Origin of the sequence: Streptomyces sp. AF1A (genome assembly GCF_047340315.1) — a bacterium.
Classification (GTDB): Bacteria; Actinomycetota; Actinomycetes; order Streptomycetales; family Streptomycetaceae; genus Streptomyces.
Window position 1 is genome coordinate 1 of the sequence record NZ_JBLEBI010000007.1, and the last position, 15,710, is coordinate 15,710.

Genomic DNA, 15,710 nt, shown 5'->3' on the forward strand with positions numbered 1-15,710 from the left:
CGCGGCGGGTGAACTCGCCGCCGTCGAGTACGCCTCGATGGCCCTGGTCACCCTCGCCTACCGGCGTGCGGACCTGAAACTCCCCGAGGGCAGCGGCTTCCTCGTGCCGCCCGTCGACGGGCGCACCATCAAGGCCTCGACCTTCGCCTCCCAGAAGTGGGGCTGGATCGCCGAGGAGGATCCCGGCGTGGTCGTCCTGCGCACCTCCGTCGGGCGGTACGGCGAGACGGAGGTCCTCCAGCGGGACGACGCCGACCTCGTCGAGGTCTCCCGGCGCGATCTGCGGGCGGCCACCGGACTGGACGCCGTGCCCCTGGAGACCCGGGTGACCCGCTGGACCGACGGCCTGCCGCAGTACCCGGTCGGGCACCACGCGCGGGTGGCCCGCATCCGCGAGCACGTCGCCAAGCTGCCGGGCCTCGCGGTGTGCGGCGCGCAGTACGACGGCGTCGGCATCCCGGCGTGCATCGCGAGCGCGTACGCGGCCGTCGACCAGCTCGACGGCGACCTGAGCGGAATCCGGGAGCTTACGGCCAACCCGGTGCAGAGCCTCCACGGCGGAGCGGGAGAATAGGGACCATGAGTGACGACGCCCCCACCACCGAGGCCGGCAGGATCCCGAACAAGGGCAAGCTGGCCAAGGACCTCAACGAGGTCATCCGCTACACCCTCTGGTCGGTCTTCAAGCTCAAGGACGTGCTGCCGGACGACCGCGCGGGCTACGCCGACGAGGTCCAGGAGCTGTTCGACCAGCTCGCCGCCAAGGACGTGACGATCCGCGGCACCTACGACGTGTCCGGTCTGCGCGCCGACGCCGACCTCATGATCTGGTGGCACGCCGAGACCAGCGACCAGCTCCAGGAGGCGTACAACCTCTTCCGCCGCACCCGGCTGGGCCGCGCGCTGGATCCGGTGTGGTCGAACATGGCGCTGCACCGCCCCGCCGAGTTCAACCGCTCGCACATCCCGGCGTTCCTCGCCGACGAGACGCCCCGCACCTACGTGAGCGTCTACCCCTTCGTGCGCTCCTACGAGTGGTACCTGCTGCCCGACGAGGACCGCCGCCGCATGCTCGCCGAGCACGGCAAGATGGCCCGCGGCTTCCCGGACGTGCGCGCCAACACGGTCGCCTCGTTCTCCCTCGGCGACTACGAGTGGGTGCTGGCCTTCGAGGCCGACGAGCTGCACCGCATCGTCGACCTCATGCGTCACCTGCGCGGCGCGGAGGCCCGGATGCACGTCCGCGAGGAGGTGCCGTTCTACACCGGGCGCCGCAAGGACATCGCGGAGCTGGTGGCCGGGCTGGCCTGATCGCCGTCAGCGGTCGGCCCTGCCCTTGAGGGCGTCCCGCGCGGACTGCCCCGTGACACCGGCCGCCGGGGTGTCCGGCTTGGGCTCGGGGCGCGGCGCGCAGGACGCGTGCCGCGCCGGGAGCCGGCCCTCCAGCAGATAGCTGTCGAGGTACGCGTTGACGCACGCGTTGGGGCCGCCCCCGATGCCGTGCGTGCCCGCGTCCCGCTCGGTCACCAGCACCGATCCGGCCAGTCGACGGTTCATCTCCAGCGCGCCCGCGTACGGCGCCGCCGCGTCCCGCTCGGCCGCCAGGATCAGCACAGGCGGCAGCTCGCCCGGCCCGGTCCGCACGTCCAGCGGCCGCTGCCGGGGCGCCGGCCAGTAGGCGCACGGCAGGTTCGTCCAGGTGTTGTCCCAGGTCTCGAAGGGCGCCGTCCGGGCCAGCCGGGTGTTGTCCCGGTCCCACACCGTCCAGTCCGTCGGCCATGCCGCGTCGTTGCACTCGACGGCCGTGTACACCGCGGCGGCGTTCTCCCCCGCGGCCGAGCCGGAGCCCGGCTCGGCCAGCCGGACCAGCGGCTCGGGGTCGCCGTGCAGATAGGCCGAGAGGGCGGCGGCCCGGCTCGGCCAGAAGTCGTCGTAGTACCCGGCCATCAAGAACGCGCTCTGCAGCTGGCCCGACCCGGCCTTCCCGCCCGCGGCCTTCGACGCCAGCCGCTCCCGGGCCGTGTCGTAGTTGCGCTGCACCTCCTCCGGGGTGTTCCCGAGCCGGTAGACGTCGTCGTGCCGGGCGATCCAGTTCCGGAAGTCCGTCCAGCGCTCCTCGAACGCGGCCGACTGGTCGAGGTTGCCGCGGTACCACACCTTCGCCGGGTCCGGGTCGACCGCCGAGTCCAGCACCATCCGCCGCACGTGCGAGGGGAACATCGCCGCGTACAGCGCGCCGAAGTAGGTGCCGTACGACGCGCCCATGAACGTCAGCCGGTCCTCGCCCAGCGCGGCTCGCAGGACGTCCAGGTCGCGGGCGTTGTTGAGGGAGTTGTAGAAGCGCAGCCCGCTGCCCGAGCGCTGGGCGCAGCCGCGCGCGTAGGCCTTGGCCTGGGCGACGCGCTGCCGCTTGTACGCCTCCGAGGGGTGCGCCGGCGACTGGGTGGGCATCCGGCCGAAGCGTCCGGGGTCCTCGCAGGACAGCGGCGTCGAACCGCCCACCCCGCGCGGGGCGTAGCCGACCAGGTCGTAGGCCGCGGCGATCCGCTGCCACGCCGGGGACGTGCCGAGCACCGGGAAGTACACGCCCGAGGCGCCCGGGCCGCCCGGGTTGTAGACCAGGGCCCCCTGCCGGGGCACCCTCCGCTTGCTGTTGTGCGGATCCTTCTGCGTGGCCCGGATCCGGCTGACGGTGAGCTTGATCTGCTTGCCGTCGGGGTGCGCGTAGTCGAGCGGGACGGTCAGGGTGCCGCACTGCATGCCGTACGGTGCGTCCGGCACGTCGGCGGCGGAGCACCTGCCGGTGCGGAGTCCGGCCGCCCGGGCGCGCGCGGCGGCCACCGCGGTGCCGCGCTGCTCGGCGCTGCCGGGCACGGCGGTGACACCGCCCCCGCCGGGGGTGCCGTCCGCGGGGGCGCCGGCCAGGGCGGTCAGCAGCAGGGAGCCGGCAGCCGAGTACAGGGTGGCAGCTTTCATCGCGTATCCCTTCGGTCACGGCGGCGATGGCACGGCAGCCACGGCCCGGCGACAACAAAAGGGATATTTCGTTCGGATCACGGGGAAGGCAAGCACCGCCCGGCCGGTGTCGGCGCCATTGCCCCCGATGCACCCCCTACGGCGCTCTCAGTCCCGCCACGGCTGGTCGCGGTGGGTGAAGGCCGCCCGCAGCTCCGGCTCGCCGATCGCGCGGATGCCCCGGAGCGCGACCGAGGTCAGGAACGACCGCTCGTCACCGTCCGGCCGGCGCACCAGCGCACCCAGCAGCCGCTGCCCGGCCGGGGAGGCCCAGCGCGAGTACGGGTGCACCTCGAACCGGGCCACGGCCAGGCAGCTCAGCGACAACGTGAGCGGCAGCGCGAACCACAGCGCGACCATGAGGCGCGGCGTGCCGGTCTGGACCGGCAGCAGCAGCGCGGCCGTTCCGAGCGCCGCCACGGCCAGGACGGCGGCGCGCACCCGGCGGACGGCCGCCCCCACGCTCGTACCCGAGCCGTCGGGCACCGCGAGGCCCGCCCGCACCAGGTGGTCGGCCAGCCGGCGCACGGCCTCGGCCCCGGCCGCGCGCGCCCGCACCGGAGCGATCCGCGACTGCCCCTCGGGCCCGATCGCCCCTATGACGGACTGCTCGATCTCGTCCCGCCCCCGCGGGTCCACCACCGTGGCCCAGCCGGTGTGCGCGAGCAGCAGCCGCCGCTGCCGGGCCATCGAGACCATGGTCACGTCGGCGACCCGGGCGGGGCCGCCGGAGAGGAAGGCCGCCTCGTACAGCGTCAGAGCGTGCTCCCGGTCCGCCGCGGTGACGTCGGTGTCCGCGGCCGCCGCGCGGACGGCCGCCAGGCACAGCCGGGTGCACGCGGTGCCGGCGAACGCCCAGGCCAGAAGGAGGAGAAGGACCCAGAACATGACGTGTTTCTATGCCAGAGGTCTGGGCGGGCGCCATGCCCTGTTCAGCATCCGGACGCAGTGTTGCCGGTATGTGACGTTCCGTTTGTTCCCCAGGTCAGACCGGCCGGACCGGTCAGGGGCTGTCCGTCTCCGGCGGGGTGGCGGTCGCGGGCGGCAGGGAGTACGTCTCGCCCGGCGACGGCACGAGCGGTGTGACGGCACTGGGGTCGGTCTCCTGCGGGGTCGGCACCGGCGACGCGGAGACGGCGAGGTCCCGGGCCAGCGCGGCGAAGTCGACGTACCCCGTGGCCTCCAGGACCTTGATGTGGTCGAGGACGGTGGCGTTGGCGTCGTCGGCGAGATCGCGGACCAGGGAGTTCTGGGTGCCGGCCCGGACCTGGCCGACCAGGGCGAAGACCCGCCCGTGGGCGAGCCGCAGGAGCTGCGCGAACTGCCGGTCGAAGTCCTGCCCCTGCGCCGCCTTGAGCGTGGCGAGCCACTGCTCCTGCTGCGCGTTCGGCTGGTTCGGCAGCGGGACGCCGAGCTGGGTGGCGACGGTGCGCACGTGCGCGTCCAGGGAGGCGTGCCCGTCGACGAGGTGCCGGCCCGCCGTGCGCACGGCCGCCGTGGTGCCCTTGTGCTCCGCCAGCTCGCCGGCGGGCAGCTCCCACAGCCCCGCGAGCCGGACCTTGGTGACGAAGTCCCGGTCCTGCGCCGACAGCGGGCCGTACGGGGTGGTCACGGTCTGCGCGCTGAGCAGGTTCGCCTCGGCCGGCCGCGGCCGGCCGGCGTACGACCACAGCGGATACAGCAACGCCACCGCCGTCGCCGCCAGGGCCGCGATGACGAGCCCGGTACCGCTGAATATGCCTCGGCCCTTGATCGGGGGTCGCGGTCGCATCGTGCCTCCTGATACGGCACCGCAGGCCGGATACGAGGGGCTGGGTGCCGGGCTTGGCATATTACCCGCGGCGTCCGGAGGATCCGCAGGCACGCGGCGCCCGTGCGGAGGTGGGTCCGGCGACATCTCGGCGAAGCGGGGGCGAGCTGCCGGAACCCCGGCGTTGCCGCTGTGGCCCTCGGCGGACGTACGACTCCCCGCTGAGCCGTGCCTGCGGGCCGCACCCCGGCGGTGCGTGCCGCCGGCGCGGCAGGGGTCGGCCCGGCGGAGCCGCATCGCGGGCGGCGAGCCGTCGTACCCCGGCGTCGTACCCCGCAGGCCGGTCAGCCCCTGCGCAGCAGGACGCGTGCCGCCCGGGCCACTCCGGTCGCCGGGCGCCGGGGGCGGGGCGCCGGGCCCGCGCGGTCCAGCCACCACGTGCGCAGCGCCCGGTGCGCGCCCCCGTCGCCCGGTCGTCCGGCCCGCAGCAGGTGCCCGGCGAAGTCCAGCGCGTCCCGCCGGTACCCGCCGGTCATCGGCCGCTCCCGGGCGTACTCCAGGAACGCCTCCCGGTACCCGGACCCGAGGATCACCGGCAGCTCGGGCGCCACCTTCGCCACGACGTCCGCCCGCTTCGCCGCGAGGGCCCGCGCCTGCGCTCCCATGCGCACCCGGTCGAACCCCTCGGGCACCGGTGTCCCCGCCACCAGCGAGGACAGGACCGCGGCCTGCGCGACACCGAGCCGCTGCCGGGCGCCCTCGCGGGTGCGGACCCCGACGCGCGCCGGCACGGAGACACCTCCGGCCGCCTCACCGGCCCGCCGCCTCTCGCCGGCGCCGCCCGCGACGCCCGACCGAACGGCCTCCCGGATCGCGTCCAACTCCCGCTCGAGCTCCGCCGGTTCGGGGAAGTTGTCGTCCCGTTCCAGCAGCACACCCGGCGGAGCCACCCGGGAGGCGAGGTCGGTCAGCAGGTCGAGCACGGGCCGCGGCACCGGGTGCGCGTGGCTGTCGTGCCACACGCCGTCGCGCTCGAAGCCGCCCGCGACATGGACGTACGCGATGGCCTCCAGCGGCAGCGCGGCCAGCGCCTCGGCAGGGTCCTCGCCGCAATTGACGCGGTTGGTGTGCAGGTTGGCGACGTCGACGAGGAGCCGTACGCCCGTGCGTTCGACCAGTTCGGCGAGGAACTGCCCCTCGGTCAGCTCCTCGCCGGGCCAGGAGAACAGCGCGGCGATGTTCTCCAGGGCGAGCGGCACCGGCAGCGCGTCCTGCGCGATCCGCACGTTCTCGCACAGCACGTCCAGGGCGTCCCGGGTGCGCGGCACCGGCAGCAGATGGCCCGCCTCCAGCGGCGGGGACGCGGTGAGCGCGCCGCCCGCCCGGACGAACGCGATGTGCTCGGTGACGAGGGGCGCGCCGAGCACCGCCGCACGCTCGGCGAGGGCCGTCAGGCGCCCCTCGTCCGGCCGGTCCGCGCCGCCCAGGCCGAGGGAGACGCCGTGCGGGATCACGGTCACCCCGCGCTCGCGCAGCCGCAGCAGCGGCTCGGGGAGGTGCCCGGGGCACACGTTCTCCGCCACGACCTCCACCCAGTCGATGCCCGGCATGCGCTTCACGGCGTCCGCGATCTCCGGCCGCCAGCCGATGCCCGTCCCCAGTCGCAGCATGTCCGCACCCCCTCCGAATGACGGGGGTATGGCCCCGGCCCGCCGGCCCGAACCGTCTCCTCGCCGCGTTCAGAGCAACATTTGAGGTTCGGGCCCGGCCGTCGGGCGTGCGAGCCGCGTGACCGTCTCAGGCACCGGCCCGGGTGCCGGCCTCGGGAGCGCCGCCCCGTCGGGGGCCTGCCCCTGCGCGCACAGCGGCTCCGTGCCGGGCGGTCCTCGATGTGTGCCATACGGCGCTTACATCAGGACATGATCGACAGTACTGCCCCAACCCGGCCATAGGGTCTGGGGAATGAATCATTCCCCGTCCGCCGGGTCCACGGCGCCCACCGCCAGGAAGAAACGTCCGGTCCTCGGCCCCAGTTGGTTCGCGGCCGTGATGGGCACCGGCATCGTCGCCAATGCGGCGGTCACCCTGCCACGGAGCTTCCCCGGACTGCGCACCGCAGCCACGGTGGTCTGGGTGGGCGCGGCGCTGCTGCTCCTCCTGCTGGCCGTCGGCTACCTCCGGCAGCGGGCGCTGCGCCTGCACGCCGGTGATCCGGTGGCGGCCCAGTTCTTCGGCGCACCGCCGATGGCGCTGCTCACGGTGGGTGCCGGGACGCTGCTGCTCGGCAAGCGGCTGATCGGGGCGCAGGCGGCGCTGGACGCGGACTGGGCGCTGTGGGGGCTCGGCACCGTGCTCGGCCTGGTCACGGCCTGCACGGTGCCCTATCTGATGGTCACCCGGCACCGCTTCACGCCGGACGCGGCGTTCGGGGGCTGGCTGATGCCGGTGGTGCCGCCGGTCGTCTCGGCCGCGACGGGCGCCCTGCTCGTGCCCCACGCACCGGCCGGGCAGCCGCGGCTCGCCCTGCTCCTGGGCTGCTACGCGATGCTCGGGCTCGGCCTCGTCGCCGTGCTGCTGGTGCTGGCCATGATCTACGGCCGCCTGGTGCACCACGAGGCGCCCACCGGAACCGTCGTGCCCACGGTGTGGATCGGGGCGGGAGCGCTGGGCCAGTCGGTGACGGCGCTCGGCACGCTGGCCGCGGTGGCGCCGAGCGCGCTGCCCGCGCCCTACGCCCGGGGCACCGCGGTGTTCGCGCTGCTGGCCGGGATCGTGGTGTGGGGCTTCACCATGCTGTGGGTGGCGCTCGCCACGGCGCTGACCGCGCGCACGATCCGGGCCGGGCTGCCCTTCGCGCCCACCTGGTGGTCCTTCATCTTCCCGGTCGGCGCCTGCGTGACGGCCACCGGCTCCCTCGCGGAGCGCACCGGTTCCGGGGCGTTCGTGTGGACGGCCGTGGTGTTCTACGGTCTGCTCGTCCTCGCCTGGCTGGTGGTGGCGGGCCACTCCCTGCGCCATGCCGCCGGGCACATCCGGCGCGGGCCCGCCGGCGGGCCCGCGCACCGGCGCACCGGCGAACGGGAGGCCCGGCTCGGCAACCCGGCCGTGCTCAAGGGGACCGTCCGCGCCACCGCCGAGGGCCGCCCGGTCTCCCAGGCGCGCGTCACCCTCCTCGGCCCGGCGGGCGACGTCGTGGGCAACACCGTCACCGCCGAGGACGGCTCCTACGCCTTCACGGATCTCGAACGCGACCGGTACACGGTCGTCGCCGCGGCGTACTGGGCCCAGGCCACCCCCCTCTCCCTCGACGGCAGCGGCCACCACGCCGTCGATCTGACGCTGGCGCACGAGGAGGGCTGACCGGCGGCCGCCGCCGGCCGAGGGCCGCGCGGCGGCCGCGGGCGGCGGTCAGGCCGGGTCGATCTCACGGCCCTCGCGCAGCGCCGCGAGCCGGGCCATCTGCCGGCCCATGCCGCCCGCCCCGGCCAGCGGCGTGCGGGCGTGCGGCCAGACGGCGCGGACGAGAGCGGCGTGCCGCGCACCGCCGAGGGCCACCACGGGGTCGAGGAACACGATGCCCCGCGCCGTCGCCTGCTCCACAAGCACCGGCGCGGTGACCGCCTCGGCCGCGCCGTGGGGCGTGTCGTACGGCTCGACGACGTCGTCGAGGTCGAGCAGCCCGTGGCGCGCGGAGAGTATGAGCAGCCGGTCGGGCCGCAGCGCCTCGGCCGCGCTGCGGCAGGCCCGGTGGTAGGAGCCGATGTACAGGTCCGCCGCCCGTGCGGGCCGGCCCAGTTTGCGGCTGCCGCACGGGATGACGACGAGTTCGGGTGCGAAGCAGTCGAGATGGTCGTGCGCGGTCATGCGTGCCGTCCTGCCTTCCGGTGACGTGAGCGGCAAGCATTCCACGCAAGGATCGCCGCCTTGCCGCCATGTCTTTATCTGCCGCTGTTATGGCACATTCGTGTGATTCCTCATCCCCTTCGTCGGCATACCGTCGATGGCGTGACGCGGCCGGACGCGTCCACCTTGGCCATACGCAATGACGAAAGAAGGCGATCCACATCGTGGCGTCGCAATCCCGCGCCGGACAGCCGGTGCTTCACGGGCTGGAATTCGGCCTCAACGAATGGCTCGTGGACGAACAGTACGAGCGGTATCTGCACGACCCCGGATCGGTCGACCAGGCCTGGCGGGACCTCTTCGCCTCTCCCGCGCAGGTGACGGCCGCCCGGCCGCGGGGCGGCACGGCTCCCGCGAGTGACCCCGCGGACGACGCGGCGGTCAAGGCGGTCCGCGTCGCGGCGCTCATCCACGCGTACCGCGTGCGCGGGCATCTGATGGCCGAGACCGATCCGCTCTCGGCGCAGTCGGGGGGCGCGCACCCGGAGCTGGACGTCGCCGCGTTCGGGCTCGGCGACGCGGACCTGGCGAGGACCTTCGTCGTCGACGGCTTCGCCGGGCGGGCCACCATGACGCTGCGCGACGTCCTGCAGATCCTGCGGCAGTCCTACTGCGGGTCCGTCGGCACCCAGTACATGCACATCCAGAGTTCCGAGGAACGCCGCTGGGTCCAGCAGCAGATCGAATCCCCGCACTCCCGGCCGGACCGCGCCGCACAATTGCAGATCCTCTACCGGCTGGGTGCGGCAGAGGCCTTCGAGACGTTTCTGAACACGAAATACGTGGGCCAGAAGCGGTATTCGCTCGAAGGCGGCGAGTCCGCGATCGTACTGCTGGACGCCCTGCTGCACCGCTCGATCAGAAGCGGGCTGAAAGAAGCCGTCATCGGTATGGCGCACCGCGGCCGGCTCAACGTTCTCGCCAACATCGTCGGCAAGTCCTACGCGGAGATCTTCCACGAGTTCGAGGACGCGGCGGACATCCGGTCGGTGCAGGGATCCGGAGATGTGAAGTACCACCTCGGTGCGGAGGGCACCTATCGCGCCCTGGAGGGGGGCTCCATGGCGGTCTCCGTCGTGGCGAACCCCTCGCATCTGGAGATCGTGGGGCCGGTGGCCCAGGGGGTCGTCCGCGCCAGGCAGGAGATGGCCGCGGACGGCGGCGACGCCTTCCCCGTCCTGCCCGTCGTCGTCCACGGGGACGCCGCGTTCGCCGGTCAGGGCGTCGTCGGCGAGACGCTCAACATGTCGCAGCTGCCCGGTTACCGCACCGGCGGGACGGTGCACATCGTCGTCAACAACCAGCTCGGCTTCACGACCTCACCCGCGCAGGGCCGTTCCAGCACCTACGCGACCGATGTGGCGCGGACCGTCGAGGCCCCGATCTTCCACGTCAACGGGGACGACCCCGAGGCCGTCGCCCGCGTCGCGCAGTGGGCCTTCGACTACCGTCAGGCGTTCCACAAGGACGTCGTCGTCGATCTGATCTGCTACCGCCGCCACGGCCACAGCGAGGTCGACGATCCCTCCATCACACAGCCGGCGATGTACGACCGCATCGACGCCAGGCCTTCGGTGCGCAAGCTGTACGCCGAGGCGCTGATCCGTCGCGGGGACATCGGCGAACAGCAGGCGGAAGGCGCTCTGCGGGACTACCGCGAACGCCTCGAGCACGCCTTCGCCGAGACCCACGCGCCGCAGGCGTCCGGCCGCTCCCCGGAGGGCGGCGCTCCCGCGGCGGCCGAGGGCGCGCCCGCCCACCCGGCCACCGCGATCACCGAGGAAACCGCCCGGCGCGTCATCGCGTCCCAGTCCAGCCTGCCGCCCGACTTCACCGTGCATCCGCGCGTGCTGCCGCAGCTGCGCAGACGCGCCGGGATGCTGGACGCCGGAACGATCGACTGGGCCACCGCGGAGACCCTCGCCTTCGGCTCCCTGCTGCTGGACGGAGTACCGGTGCGGCTGGCCGGGCAGGACTCCCGCCGCGGCACGTTCGGCCAGCGGCACGCGGTGCTCACCGACCGGCGCACCGGCGCCGAGCACACGCCGCTCGGCTCGCTGGGCGCCCCGGCCGCGCACTTCGCGCCCTACGACTCGATGCTCTCCGAACTGGCGGCGCTGGCCTTCGAGTACGGCTACTCCCTGGCCCGGCCCGACGCTCTGGTGCTGTGGGAGGCCCAGTTCGGCGACTTCGCCAACGGCGCCCAGACGGTCGTGGACGAGTACATCGCCTCCGCCGAACAGAAGTGGGGGCAGCGCTCCGGGGTGACGCTGCTGCTGCCGCACGGCCTGGAGGGGCAGGGCCCGGACCACTCCTCCGGCAGGATCGAGCGCTTCCTCCAGCTGTGCGCGCAGCAGAACATGACCGTCGCCATGCCCTCCCTGCCCGGCAACTACTTCCACCTGCTCAGGCAGCAGGCGCTCGGCGAGCGCGGCCTGCGGCGGCCGCTGGTCGTCTTCACCCCGAAGTCGATGCTGCGGTCGAAGGCGGCCACCTCCACCCTGGCGGAGCTGACCACGGGAGAGTTCCGCGCGGTCATCGGGGACGAGACGGTGGATGCCGCCCGCGTCGGGCGCGTACTGGTGTGCTCGGGCAAGGTCTTCTACGACCTGGACGCCCACCGGCGCGACTCGAACCTGTCGGACACCGCGATCGTCCGCGTCGAGCGCCTCTACCCGTTCCCAAAGCGGGAACTGGGCGCGGAGCTGGCCCGTTTCCCCGCCGGCGCCGAGGTGCGCTGGGTGCAGGAGGAGCCGGAGAACCAGGGAGCCTGGTCCTTCGCGGCGCCGCGGCTGCAGCGCGCGGCGAACCGTCCCGTCGCCTGCGTCTGCCGGCCGGAGGCGCCCGCCCCGGCCGTGGGCTCCGCGCGGCGGCACGCCGGCGAGCAGCAGGACCTGGTGGCATCCGCCTTCCGCTGACCACGCCGCCTGCCGCGGCACCGCGGCGCGAGAGGCGGGCTCCGGCGCCACAGCGTACGACCCGCCGTTGCGGACCCCCCTCGACCACCGTCGAGGGGGGTCCGCTCATGCGCGCCGCGGCCCGCCCGGCAAAGGGGCCGGCTGCCGCCCGGCACATCGGCGCGATCCGTCCTCGCGGTGTTCGCGGTCGGCGCACGGTGCGGTGGCGGGGGCGGGGAGCGGGGTGCAGACCTTGCCGGCGGTGGCGGGCACGGGGGCGCGGGGTACGGCCATAGGGTCCTCGCGCTCCCCGCCGGAGGCGCACGGCACGGTGACGGGGAGCGCGGGGCTCGGATCGAGGGGCCGGGAGTCAGGCGGCGCGCTGTCCGGCCGGGGCCGGTACCGACCGGGCTTCGGCCGGCGCCCGGTGGATCCCGACGAAGCCGAGCAACGCGCCGAAGGCCGTCACACCGGCGGCGACGGCGAAGCTGAAGGCGTAGCCGTGCGCGGTGGCGGACAGCGGGTCGGCGCCCGCGTGCTCCAGGGCGGTGGCGTGGCTGGTGCCCAGGGAGACCAGGGCGGCCAGCCCGAGGGCGCTGCCGATCTGCATGGACGCGTTGTTCATGCTGGTGGCGATGCCCGCGTCCTCGCCCGTCGCGCCGTCCACTCCGGCGACGGTGGACCCGACGAGGACGAGGCCGCCGCCCAGCGGCACGAGAACCAGTCCGGGCAGCACGTCGGCCGCATAGGTGCCGTGGGCGCTCAGCCCGGCCAGGAGGACGTAGCCGACCGCGGTGATCGCGAGCCCCCCGCCGTTCAGCACCCGCAGCCCGAACCGGGGGAGCAGGCGCGGTGCCAGTACGGTGGCGCTGAACAGGATGACCAGCCCGAAGGGCACGAAGGCGAATCCGGTCGCGAGCGCGGAGAAGCGCAGCACGTGCTGCACGTAGAGGCTGAGCGAGAAGAACAGGGTGGCGAATCCCACGTAGTAGCAGATGCGAACGGCGTTGGCGATGCTCCGGTTGCGCGAGCGCAGGAACGCGAGGGGCATCAGGGGCTGGGCCACCCGGGCCTCGACCAGCACGAAACCCGCAAGGCAGAGCACACCGATCCCCACGCAGCCCAGGACGAGGAACGAGAGCCATGCCTGTCCGGCCTTCTCCAGCAGGCCGAACACGACCAGGAGCAGACCGAGCGTGACCAGGACGGCGCCGAGGACGTCGGGCCGGCCGCGCCTGGTGGCCCGGCTCTCGGAGACGAGCCTGAAGGTGGCGACGAACGCGAATGCGGCGATGGGCAGGTTGACGAAGAATATCCAGCGCCAGGACGTGACGGTGGTCAGGACGCCCGACAGCACGACGCCGAGGGCCACGCCGACTCCGGCCAGGCCGCTCCAGATGGCCATCGCCCGTGCCCTTTCCCGCGGTTGCGTGAACAGCAGCGTCACCAGCGACAGGGCCGCCGGGCTGACGAGTGCGGCGCCGACGCCCTGGACGAAGCGGCCGGCGATCAGCACACCGGCCTGCTGCGCCGCTCCGGCGCTCGCCGACGACAGCGCGAAGATCGCCAATCCGGTCAGGAAGAGGCGCCTGCGGCCCAGCAGGTCACCCAGGCGCCCGCCGAGCATGAGCAGCCCGCCGTAGGTGACGGTGTAGCCGTTGACGACCCAGGCCAGACCGGTGGTGGTGAGGCCGAGGTCATGCTGGATGGGCGGAAGCGCGACGTTGACCACGGTCACGTCGAGGAGCAGCATCACCTGCACCAGGCAGATGATCCCCAGCGCACGCCATCTGCGGGGATCGGGCGCGAGAGTGGGACTGATCGGAGCCGTTGCTGAGCTCGAAGCCATTGCTGAACGCCTTCTGTCGGGTCGTACCGGCATTTCCGAGGCGTTCAACTCACAGGGGCCGTGCGTGCCTGGCCGCAGACAAGGACAGCGGGGGCGCACATCCGGTCCTCGGGCAGGGGGCGTCCTCGGGCAGGGGGCGTCCTCGGGCAGGGGGGCCGCAACTCCGGTCCCCGCGCGGGGGAAAGCGAGGAGGAAGAACAGGCAGGCCCGTGGCGCCCCGGCTACCGGGAGACGGCGTCGGACGCCGGATTCCCGGCGCCCACACCGGTGGTGCGGAAGCCGGTCCGGTACGCACCGGGCGTCACACCCAGATGTCGTACGAAGGCCCGGCGCATCGACTCCGGCGAGCCGAACCCCGTACGACGCGCCACCACCGCCATGGCGTCGTCACCCGTCTCCAGCAGCACCCGGGCGGCCTCCAGCCGGACCTGCTCCACATAGCGGGCCGGAGTGGTTCCCACCTCTTCGTCGAAGAGCCGGGTCACGTGCCGGACGCTGACGCCCGCCCTGCGGGCCATGGCCGGCAGCGTGTGGTTGGCCCCGGGGTTCTCGGCGACCTCGTCCAGCACGCGGCGGAGTATCTCCCGTCGGGAGTGCGGGACCTGGGAGCGGACGCTGAACTGGGACTGGCCGCCCGGTCGTTGCATGAAGACGACCATGTCCTTGGCGACCGAGCGGGCGACCTGAGCACCGTAGTGCTCCTCGACGAGCGCCAGGGACAGGTCGATGCCCGCGCTGACGCCCGCCGAGGTCATCATGCGCCCGTCCCGCACGAAGATCGCGTCCGGTTCGACCCGCACGGACGGGAAACGCAGGGCCAGTTGCCGCGCCTGCCGCCAGTGTGTCGCGGCCCGCCGCCCGTCCAGCAGCCCGGCCGCCGCCAGCAGGAACGCTCCCGTGCACACCGATGCCGTGCAGCGGGCGTGGTCATGCAGCCGCCGGACGACATCCAGCAGCGCGTCGTCCTTGATCAGCGTCTCCCACTCCGGGCCGCCCGGGATCACCACGACGTCGCTCGGCTCCCGCACGTCGGCGACGGCGAGGTCGGCACTGATGCGGGTGCCGGCGGAGGTGATCACGTCGGCACCGTCCTCGGACACGGTCTGCACCCGGTACCGCCCACCGAATTCATTCGCGGAAGCGAACACTTCGATGGGACCGGTGACATCGAGCAGCCGTACCCCCGGGAACACGAACACGGTCACGGTGCGCGTGCCCATTCCAGCGCGGTTCACCGGATGCCCCAGGGCCATGGCCAACGCCTCCTGATGTGCGGTGGGGCTCCCCGCCGGAGCCCGCTCACGAGACCTCCCGGCGTCCACCGTGCTCCTGGCACCGGCCCCGGCGCCACGACCGGCATGCTCCCAGCTGAGAGGCGGAAACTCCCAGTCCGGGTGCAGGGGGTCCGGACGCGCGGGCCGGAGGCGCCGGATCCGCCTACCGTGGACACGTGGGGGGCCGACCAGGAAAGGGAGGACCGCCATGGACCTCCGGCTCAAGGACGATGTCGTCCTCGTCACCGGAGCGAGCAAGGGCATCGGACTGGCCGTCGTCGACGCCTTCGCCCGTGAGGGAGCCCATGTCGTCGCCGGCAGCCGGAGCACCACTGCCGAGCTCGAAGGGCTGACCGACGCGTACGGCGTCACCGCGGTCACGGTGGACCTGTCCACCGCGGAGGGGCCGAACAGGCTCGTGCGGCACGCGGTGGAGCGGTACGGCAGGCTCAACGTCCTGATCAACTCCCTGGGCGCCGCGACCCCACGCCCGGGGTTCCTGGACGTCGACGACGCCGAGTGGCAGCGGATCTTCGACCTGACCCTGTTCAGCGCGGTGCGGGCCAGCCGCGCGGCGCTTCCGCACCTGCTGGGCGCGGGCCGGGGCGTCATCGTCAACATCGGCTCCATCAACGCGCGCCTGCCCCACCCCAGGGTCGTGGACTACTCCGCGGCCAAGGCCGCACTGAACAGCGTGACCAAGTCGCTGTCCGAGGAGTTCGCACCGCGAGGGATCCGGGTCAACGCGATCGCGCCGGGGCCGGTCCGCACGCCCTTCTGGACGGCGCCGGGTGGCTTCGCCGAGGCCGCGGCGGCCGAGGCCGGCATCACCGCGCAGGAGGCCATGGACGTGGTCGTGCCGCAGAGCATGGGCATCTCCACCGGTCGGGTCACCGAACCCCACGAAGTCGCCGACCTGGCCCTCTTCCTCGCCTCCCCGCTCGCCGGGAACATCACGGGCGCCGAGTTCACGATCGACGGCGGCCAGGTCAAGACGCTGTGATCGCCCGCCCGGGTCCGAC

The 15,710-nt window shown here is 73.6% G+C and carries 12 protein-coding genes; 5 read left to right on the forward strand and 7 right to left on the reverse strand.

Translation table 11 applies throughout. The features are described 5' to 3' along the window. A partial coding sequence (locus tag ACLU3S_RS03780; RefSeq protein WP_413950269.1) for a protoporphyrinogen/coproporphyrinogen oxidase occupies positions 1-574 on the forward strand: 574 nt, incomplete at its 5' end. A 5-nt stretch (positions 575-579) separates the two neighbouring features. Further along, positions 580-1,311, forward strand: coding sequence for a hydrogen peroxide-dependent heme synthase (gene hemQ / locus ACLU3S_RS03785; protein WP_413950270.1), 732 nt, complete (start codon positions 580-582; stop codon positions 1,309-1,311). Positions 1,312-1,317: 6 nt separating this feature from the next. Here the strand turns inward: hemQ and ACLU3S_RS03790 are convergent, their stop codons facing one another. The 4 genes from ACLU3S_RS03790 to ACLU3S_RS03805 form a co-directional block, all read right to left on the reverse strand. Next, positions 1,318-2,976: an alpha/beta hydrolase gene (locus ACLU3S_RS03790; RefSeq protein ID WP_413950271.1), complete on the reverse strand. Its 1,659-nt coding sequence runs from the start codon at positions 2,974-2,976 to the stop codon at positions 1,318-1,320. 147 nt (positions 2,977-3,123) lie between these two features. Beyond that, positions 3,124-3,903, reverse strand: coding sequence for a TIGR04222 domain-containing membrane protein (locus ACLU3S_RS03795; protein ID WP_413950272.1), 780 nt, complete (start codon positions 3,901-3,903; stop codon positions 3,124-3,126). 115 nt (positions 3,904-4,018) lie between these two features. Continuing rightward, positions 4,019-4,786, reverse strand: coding sequence for a DUF4142 domain-containing protein (locus tag ACLU3S_RS03800; RefSeq protein WP_413950273.1), 768 nt, complete (start codon positions 4,784-4,786; stop codon positions 4,019-4,021). 323 nt (positions 4,787-5,109) lie between these two features. Then, the gene (locus tag ACLU3S_RS03805) at positions 5,110-6,435 is read right to left on the reverse strand and encodes a DUF692 family multinuclear iron-containing protein (protein ID WP_413950274.1); all 1,326 of its coding nucleotides are present in this window, start codon (positions 6,433-6,435) and stop codon (positions 5,110-5,112) included. A gap of 292 nt (positions 6,436-6,727) precedes the next feature. On the opposite strand from ACLU3S_RS03805, the gene ACLU3S_RS03810 reads away from it, so the two are divergent. Continuing rightward, positions 6,728-8,125: a carboxypeptidase regulatory-like domain-containing protein gene (locus ACLU3S_RS03810; protein ID WP_413950275.1), complete on the forward strand. Its 1,398-nt coding sequence runs from the start codon at positions 6,728-6,730 to the stop codon at positions 8,123-8,125. Positions 8,126-8,173: 48 nt separating this feature from the next. On the opposite strand, the gene ACLU3S_RS03815 is transcribed toward ACLU3S_RS03810, so the two are convergent. Beyond that, the gene (locus ACLU3S_RS03815) at positions 8,174-8,629 is read right to left on the reverse strand and encodes a DUF6884 domain-containing protein (protein ID WP_413950276.1); all 456 of its coding nucleotides are present in this window, start codon (positions 8,627-8,629) and stop codon (positions 8,174-8,176) included. Positions 8,630-8,862: 233 nt separating this feature from the next. Between ACLU3S_RS03815 and ACLU3S_RS03820 the strand changes: the two genes are divergently transcribed. Beyond that, complete coding sequence (locus ACLU3S_RS03820; protein ID WP_413950358.1) at positions 8,863-11,586, forward strand: multifunctional oxoglutarate decarboxylase/oxoglutarate dehydrogenase thiamine pyrophosphate-binding subunit/dihydrolipoyllysine-residue succinyltransferase subunit; 2,724 nt, start codon at positions 8,863-8,865, stop codon at positions 11,584-11,586. Between the two features lie 349 nt (positions 11,587-11,935). On the opposite strand, the gene ACLU3S_RS03825 is transcribed toward ACLU3S_RS03820, so the two are convergent. Both ACLU3S_RS03825 and ACLU3S_RS03830 read right to left on the reverse strand, forming a co-directional pair. Continuing rightward, complete coding sequence (locus ACLU3S_RS03825) at positions 11,936-13,327, reverse strand: MFS transporter (RefSeq protein WP_413950277.1); 1,392 nt, start codon at positions 13,325-13,327, stop codon at positions 11,936-11,938. Between the two features lie 308 nt (positions 13,328-13,635). Next, positions 13,636-14,634: a GlxA family transcriptional regulator gene (locus ACLU3S_RS03830; protein ID WP_413950278.1), complete on the reverse strand. Its 999-nt coding sequence runs from the start codon at positions 14,632-14,634 to the stop codon at positions 13,636-13,638. 262 nt (positions 14,635-14,896) lie between these two features. Between ACLU3S_RS03830 and ACLU3S_RS03835 the strand changes: the two genes are divergently transcribed. Further along, positions 14,897-15,691, forward strand: coding sequence for an SDR family NAD(P)-dependent oxidoreductase (locus ACLU3S_RS03835; protein WP_413950279.1), 795 nt, complete (start codon positions 14,897-14,899; stop codon positions 15,689-15,691). The last annotated feature ends 19 nt before the right edge of the window (positions 15,692-15,710 follow it).

What these genes read in the sequence shown, in the direction of transcription:
- hemQ (WP_413950270.1), top strand. Translation starts at nt 580, where the DNA reads ATGAGTGACGACGCCCCCACCACCGAGGCCGGCAGGATCCCGAACAAG.
- ACLU3S_RS03790 (WP_413950271.1), bottom strand. Translation starts at nt 2,976, where the DNA reads ATGAAAGCTGCCACCCTGTACTCGGCTGCCGGCTCCCTGCTGCTGACC.
- ACLU3S_RS03795 (WP_413950272.1), bottom strand. Translation starts at nt 3,903, where the DNA reads ATGTTCTGGGTCCTTCTCCTCCTTCTGGCCTGGGCGTTCGCCGGCACC.
- ACLU3S_RS03800 (WP_413950273.1), bottom strand. Translation starts at nt 4,786, where the DNA reads ATGCGACCGCGACCCCCGATCAAGGGCCGAGGCATATTCAGCGGTACC.
- ACLU3S_RS03805 (WP_413950274.1), bottom strand. Translation starts at nt 6,435, where the DNA reads ATGCTGCGACTGGGGACGGGCATCGGCTGGCGGCCGGAGATCGCGGAC.
- ACLU3S_RS03810 (WP_413950275.1), top strand. Translation starts at nt 6,728, where the DNA reads ATGAATCATTCCCCGTCCGCCGGGTCCACGGCGCCCACCGCCAGGAAG.
- ACLU3S_RS03815 (WP_413950276.1), bottom strand. Translation starts at nt 8,629, where the DNA reads ATGACCGCGCACGACCATCTCGACTGCTTCGCACCCGAACTCGTCGTC.
- ACLU3S_RS03830 (WP_413950278.1), bottom strand. Translation starts at nt 14,634, where the DNA reads ATGGGCACGCGCACCGTGACCGTGTTCGTGTTCCCGGGGGTACGGCTG.
- ACLU3S_RS03835 (WP_413950279.1), top strand. Translation starts at nt 14,897, where the DNA reads ATGGACCTCCGGCTCAAGGACGATGTCGTCCTCGTCACCGGAGCGAGC.